The organism is uncultured Succinivibrio sp. (genome assembly GCF_902756765.1).
Classification (GTDB): Bacteria; Pseudomonadota; Gammaproteobacteria; order Enterobacterales; family Succinivibrionaceae; genus Succinivibrio.
The window spans coordinates 1-6,840 of the sequence record NZ_CACVSS010000122.1; the positions used below are offsets into that span (position 1 = coordinate 1).

The window sequence follows — 6,840 nt, forward strand, 5'->3', positions numbered from 1 at the left end:
TTCTTGGGCTTCTTGCGTCTATCACATTAAAGATAAAGGAAACAATTTTTGCTGGCATAACTTCTGAATTTAAGCCCAGATCATCAATGGCGAGCACGTTGTTAATGCTATCTCAATTTGTCCTCAGATCTGCCGCCAATAATTACCATTCCGTTGCCCTATAAATTTCCTCACCTACAGACGTAAGTCTGTCCTTCTTCAAATTTAAAAATGAAATAAAAGCCTTTTGAATCTCATTCATAAAGAGATGCTTTGTGATTGATGGATAGGAATACTAGAAGAGGTATGTACTATGCTTAGAATAGGCGTCAGGTGCCAGCTCTAAAATTCTTGCAAAAACCCGAGCTGGCACCCATCCCAGTACAGACGCCAAGGCGGTGTACTTTCTACAATATAGCATACTCTGGCTGCAGGATTTTTGAGCATCTTAAAAAAGATGGTAAAAAAGTTTTACGGCTAACTTTTCTTAAATCAGCTCGTCCGTGCTGTTCAATCTGTGGAATGTTATTGATCAAGGACGGTTTTACAGATTATGAGAAAGTTATCTATAACTACGGAAAGAATTGTGTCGAAAAATTTCAGCTGCAAAGGCTGACATGTGCTAACAGACAATGTCACGGTTCAAAAGAAATTCATGTTCTGCTAAGAGAGGATATGATTCCTCAAGAGGCTGTTGATAGTGTAACTGCAGATGAAGTTCTTAAAGCTCATAAAATATTCTACAGAATATTAGAGCTATCTCCTCAGCCAAGGAAGAAATTAACCCAGAAACATATTGAAGAGCTCTGCAGAGGTGAACCTTACCTTAGCTACTTTTTTAAGAAATACCATGGTGATAGTTTTCTGTTTGCGCGTTATATACTGGGCCGACACGCCAAAAGACTACACTCTGCTGTGAATTTACTTCGGAATATTACCCCAAATCTGCTTAGAACTCAGCATATTGTCGCTGGAAATATATCTGGTCAGGACTATCTTTCTACTGATTTTAAAGAGTTTTCCTCAAAAGATTTATCATTATCAAACATCTTACTGACCATCTGCCGGCGTGGCCTTATTTCATCCACATTACATAAGATCTCTCTACCTTATAGTGCCAGTAATATTGTTCTGCGGAAGGATATTGTCCCTCCTTAAGTTTAATTTTTAAGATTAAGGGAGTCTTATGAGCAAAAATAAATACGCAGCTAACGACAAATTTCAAAGTACCGCAGACTACAGACTGCAGGTAATAGCACCTCTGTTGCATATTAAAGCTGAAACCAAAATCGAAAAAACAGAGTTTTTTAATAAACTCAAAGCAATTTCAAGTGATTCCGGAGTATCGAAACGAACCATAAAAAGATGGCTTGCGGATTACACTGAAAAAGGTATTGCTGGATTGAATACTAAATATCCAAAGATTCGAACTGACAAGAAACTGTATATCAAGTTTGAATCTTTACTGGATGAGGCAAAGGCTATGCGTTTACAGTCTCCGACCATAAGTGTAAATGAGATTATCGCCTGCCTTGAAGGCCGTCATCCTGATCTCGCTGGAATTATAAAACGCAGTACTTTGCAGGATCATTTGAGTAAAAACGGCTATGGTCGTAATGAACTTTTAAGAAAGGCAGAGGTCTCAGGTCGAGCTTTTTTCGGAAGATACAGAAAACTCCACAAAATGAGCCAGATACAGGGGGACGTAAAAGAGCCTCCTCGTCATTGTGTTGTAAATGAAAAGGGCTTTCCGGTAACACCTTATATCCAGTTATGGATGGATAATTTCAGCCGAAAAATTCTAACCTATAAAATTGATATTTCCCAAAGGGAAGAGCTTGCCTTAAGCAGTTTCAAGCTGCTTATAGAGCTGTATGGCATTCCTGAAACCATTCTCACCGATCAGGGGTCTATATATCACGGGCAGGCCTTCAATCACTGCTGCCACTGTCTTGGCATTACACATAAACGCTCTAAACCTTATACGCCTCAATCTAAAGGTGCATTGGAGAGGGCTAACGGTACGCTTGATGCACTTCTGGATCAGATTAGGCTGATGAATGATTTAAGGTACGACAAATTCGTTGAACTTATCGCTCAATGGATTGAAGAATATAATAATCGCCCTCATTCAGCCCTTCTGTATACGGATGAGCAAGGAAAAAAGCATAAGCTTTCCCCAAATGAAGCCTTCAACAACGATAGAACCATGGTAAGAATTGCAGATTTAGAGCTGTTAACTTACGCATTTACCACACGTTCCTCAAGAAGAGTGTCCAAGGACGGAACCATCAGTTTCAAGGGAAAGCTCTACAAAATAAATGCCGGTTATGCAAAAGCAGGAGAACGAGTAACCATTGTTTACTCTTCAGTTGATGCAAAAATTGAACTGGCTGTAAAGAAAGCTCCACAGGATATCGGGGCTGACGGTAATGAATATGAATTTGTACCACTGTTTGAGCATGTTATTACTGCAGATGTAGATTTTACAGATCGAACCGCAAAAAAAGAAACTGATCTCCATCAGGAGCAAAGTTTCGAGGGAGAGTCTGTGGTAACACCGGTAGTTGAGCGTTATTACAGAGATATAGCTAAAAAGAACGGCACCTATAAGGATGAAAGCTCTTTTAAAGAGCAGCTCTCCAGGGAGCTTCTTTTTAAAAAGAAAGAATCAGAGGCACCTGCTCAGCAGTCACTCTATAAATTGTGCCAGAAGGGGGATTAAGCATGGAACTTAAAGACTTTGTATCATATTTTAAGCTTCAAAATATGCCGTTTACCAACAGAATCAGTACTGAATATCTTTACAAATCAGACAGTATTGTAGAAATTCAAAATAAACTGCAGCTGGCGGTTCAGGATAATTCCTTTGCTGTGCTGTCAGGAGAACCTGGTACAGGAAAAAGCACAGTTTTAAGAAATTTTACATCATCACTGAATCCAGAAAAATTTCTCGTGCTGTATGTTTCAATGTCAAACGCAACACCAAGATGGTTATACTCAGTTCCATTGGAAATGCTGGGAATTAAAGCTCATACATATGTTAATGATGCAAGAAGGCAGTTTCATAAAGAACTGGAGATCCAGAGGGAAACCTATCATAAGAAAGTCATTATGGTCGTAGACGAGGCGCATCTCTTTTCAATGAGTTACAAGAAATATGACCTGCTTGAGGAGATACGTTTTTTACTGAATGGTTCCCGCTATGATTCTGGTTCACCTCTGACTTTAATTCTGTCAGGTCAATCAGAAATCTGGAATATTCTCAAAACAGAAAGATGTAAGGCAATTACCCAGAGAATAATGTACGTATGCAAAACAGGCAATCTGACACAAGAACAGGTTGGGCCTTATATTGCATCTCACCTTCGCTGGGCAGGTAGTTCAGAGCCTCTTTTTTCCTCTGAAGCAGTTGAGCTGGTATCAGATCTTTCCTCAGGAATACCTCGTCTGATCAATAAAATCTGTATTCATTCTCTTAATTATGCCGCGCTAAAAAATCAGTCAGTTGTTACACCTGAACTGGTAGCTCAGGCAGCAAACAATGAGGTTATTGATATTATTTTAAAAGGCGTCAACGCCTGAACAACAGTGTCCTAGTAAATCAAATGGAGAGATGATTATGACGGTAAATGAAATAGAAAGCTCTGTTTGCCTGGAAGAAGAGTCTTTTTGGAAGGGAAAGATTGGACCTGAGATCAGTTCTGATGCCAGAACCCTTTCGTATGAACTTGAGGAGTTGAAGTCTATTCTAGACACAGCGTCATTTATAATATCTGATTACAAAATTAGGGATATGCGCTCTTTAGATCAGCATGCAAAACTGGAATATAAGCTAAATAATATGAGAAGTTATCTGGCAATAATGAGAAAACTGAAAAAGGCGCTTATCCATATAGATCTGCACGTTAAAAACTGTTTTGATGCTTCTGAATCTCTTTACAGCAGTATTATTTCAAGCCTGACAAAAGAAGAGCTGGAAAAAAATGCAGAAGTAATACAGGAAATAGTAGAAGCTCATCTATATGAGCTCGAAATAGAACGCAAGGAAAAGTTCAATTCAGCTCCAGCACTAAATGATGAAGTTCCTTTCTAAACTGACTGGACAGACCATCCTACCGTAGATAGTTCTACGGTTTTTTTTATGTTTTTAGAAACGAGGCCATAGCAACTTCTGTGGATAAAATTGGCGTCAGCAATAGATTGCATTATTGGATGAAAACATCTGTGAAGAACAGACAAAATTGGCATCAAAATTACTGACAAACTAAGCCGTCTACGACACACGTCATATTTTGCTAATTTTGTAGTAAATGATTTTAGCTTACCAGGATCATCTGCCAGTCGTTCGACCTCATTTTGAAGGTCACACATACGCCAGAATGCCCACACCTGTTTTCCCTTGAATATAGATATTAACTGGGCTGACCAAAGCCCAGTGATTGCTGATCAGATATTTTAGATCATCCTTTTTCAAACCATCAGCCTCACCAAAATGAATATCATTAAAAGTAAGTTGATATTTCAATTTACCTTGTCTGATTATTCTCTGATATTTCATTTCCTTACGGTATGAATCTTCTCTCTCCAGCAGTTCTTGCAGTCTCTGACAAAAATTTAGCTCTGAATAAGAGAATTCGTTATTAAACTGGTTAGTTGCAGCCTCTGCCATTCCATTTAAGCCTAGGTTCTTTAAGGTCTTGATAAGGTTATTCTGCTCATTTAATGTATTCATTGTTTATTCCTCTAATATTGAATTCTGATTATTTGAGTTAGCTTTAGTTGCATCTGACGTTACGGCAGGTTCATTAAACTTGGCGTTTAAATCACTAAATCCTGAGGCCCCACGCAGACAAGCGGCATTACAGTCTGCATCAATACTTGTACCAATGCTGTCAAAAAGATCTGTCTGAATAGGAAGGGCTCCATTGTGTGTGGAGGCATACTTTTCGTATTCTTTTATAATCTTTTTTAATTCGTAGGAATTAATTAAGACTGGATTACTAAGATGTAACAGCTTTTGGATTGCCTGATCGTAGATAAGCTTCTTTCTGAAGTTCCTTTTGTACAGGTTTATGATATGAATACAGGCCTTCTTGTCTTCAAACCAGTTTCCTCGATTAAGCATAAACTCACAGAACGAAGCTAGTGAAGTGCTGATAGACATTGCAGCCTCCCTGATGTCAGATTTATCCTGATAGACTAATTCTTTAGTTTTTACAGCTTTATGACTTTCAGGCATATGCTCCTTCATCGTGGACCATTCACCCTTATTTTTAACAGGATGTCTTGCCAATATATTTAGATGATTAAAGTCATATATTGTTATCTGATTTCCTTCAATATCAGCATTGACATACTGCTCAGCGTATTTCCAGGGAACTGAATAACTAGCCTCGTTTAGCTTGATGTGGTAATCCTTTCCGACTTTCAAAAAAGCATGATGTTCTATAAAATTAGGCAGAGGAGAATCTATTCTTAGGGAAGCTGGTAATTCTTTATTTCTAAAAATATTTCCTCTTGTGTCCTTAACACCGCCACCACGGTAGCTGGTGTTATTAATGTAGGTGTTCACCAGCTTGATGATTTCTCGATTACATTCATCTATGGTGAACACTCCTCTAGCGTATTCCAATCTGGTTAAAACTCGCTGTTCAACTAGCCTAACAGAATTTTCTGCTGCAGATTTCTCATTACTGCAATAAGGATTATTAGCATCAATGCCGATGCCACACCTTTTGCAAAAATATTCAAAACTGGCGTTTAGAATTCCTTCTTGTCCTTTCCCATGCTTGTTTACCAGGCAGGACTGATTGTCTATAACAAGTCTGCGAGGCAGACAGTTAAAGGAGATAAGAGCATTCCTTATTGCATCACAGGTGGTTCTGGTTGTCATATCAGGGACAAGCTGGGCATAAACATAATTAGAGGCAGCCCATACAAAAACAATTACACTACAGGCCCTTGTTTCACCTCTTGCACCTATTCTTACCTCAAATTTCGGCCCCAGCCAGTCCATTTGCAGTTCGTCTCCCATGATGTGCTCACGGTGCATGTAAACATCTGGACCTTTACGATTCTTTATGAGGGCATTGAATCTAGTCATAAAAGCCGTTCGTTTATAATATTCATGGCCAGCTTTTATGGCTTCATCAACATAATCTCTGTATAAATCCTCCTTTGTCAGATGCCTGTTATCCTCAAATCTTATAATCAGATCTTCAAAGTGAGCTGGATGCATTCTGCTGTTGTCTATTCGGTCTGCAGCAGTGCGATCTATTACGATTTCACAGGAATTACTGCCAGGCTTTTTCTCAAGATGAGATTTCACTCCATACATTAAGATCACCAGATCCTCATCAGAAGTTTTTTGCAGTTTATCTATGTCTAGAAGCCCTCCAATCTGTAGTTTTTCCTTTATTTTCTGCAAAGTTGACTTCGCGACAGGATTTCGTTTGTTTTTAATGGAGTTATATGAGTATCCAAGAGCAAAATCATTACAAATTGCCCGCAATTGTGTTATTTCCATATTTTTTCCTTGAGGCACAGAAGAACCTCCTTTATTAAAATTAAACACATGTACCATTACATGCGTAAAATATAATAAACGCATATTTGATGTATTTTTTTCAAAAACATTACCGAGGCTGAAACGAATTATTGAAAAGGAGGGGTACTGAGGTTATTCCGAATTATTGGTAAAGAGGTGTACCGAGGTTATTTAGAATTTTTCAAAAAAAATATACCGAAGTTACGGCGTATTTCTCGAAAGGAGGTGTACCGATGTTAAGCAGAATTTTTATAAATGAGGTATACCGAGGTTAGCCCGAATTTCTATACCGATGTGAACCGAATTTTGCG

6 protein-coding genes are annotated in these 6,840 nt (G+C 38.5%); 4 read left to right on the plus strand and 2 right to left on the minus strand.

Annotation, left to right across the window (positions count from 1 at the left end; all coding sequences use genetic code 11):
• Positions 1–312: 312 nt before the first annotated feature.
• From QZU45_RS10995 to QZU45_RS11010, 4 genes are read left to right on the plus strand one after another with little or no spacing between them, the layout of a single operon-like run.
• Positions 313–1,137, plus strand: coding sequence for a hypothetical protein (locus tag QZU45_RS10995; protein ID WP_295355254.1), 825 nt, complete (start codon positions 313–315; stop codon positions 1,135–1,137).
• A gap of 28 nt (positions 1,138–1,165) precedes the next feature.
• Entirely contained in the window at positions 1,166–2,704 is a 1,539-nt protein-coding gene (locus QZU45_RS11000; protein ID WP_295355256.1) for a DDE-type integrase/transposase/recombinase, read from the plus strand.
• A 2-nt stretch (positions 2,705–2,706) separates the two neighbouring features.
• Complete coding sequence (locus QZU45_RS11005) at positions 2,707–3,564, plus strand: AAA family ATPase (protein WP_295355258.1); 858 nt, start codon at positions 2,707–2,709, stop codon at positions 3,562–3,564.
• A 37-nt stretch (positions 3,565–3,601) separates the two neighbouring features.
• Positions 3,602–4,075: a hypothetical protein gene (locus QZU45_RS11010; protein WP_295355260.1), complete on the plus strand. Its 474-nt coding sequence runs from the start codon at positions 3,602–3,604 to the stop codon at positions 4,073–4,075.
• A 270-nt stretch (positions 4,076–4,345) separates the two neighbouring features.
• Here QZU45_RS11010 and QZU45_RS11015 read toward each other — a convergent pair whose 3' ends face one another.
• Positions 4,346–4,714: an ATP-binding protein gene (locus QZU45_RS11015; protein WP_295355262.1), complete on the minus strand. Its 369-nt coding sequence runs from the start codon at positions 4,712–4,714 to the stop codon at positions 4,346–4,348.
• 3 nt (positions 4,715–4,717) lie between these two features.
• Entirely contained in the window at positions 4,718–6,409 is a 1,692-nt protein-coding gene (locus QZU45_RS11020) for a DDE-type integrase/transposase/recombinase (RefSeq protein WP_295355264.1), read from the minus strand.
• Positions 6,410–6,840: the final 431 nt, after the last annotated feature.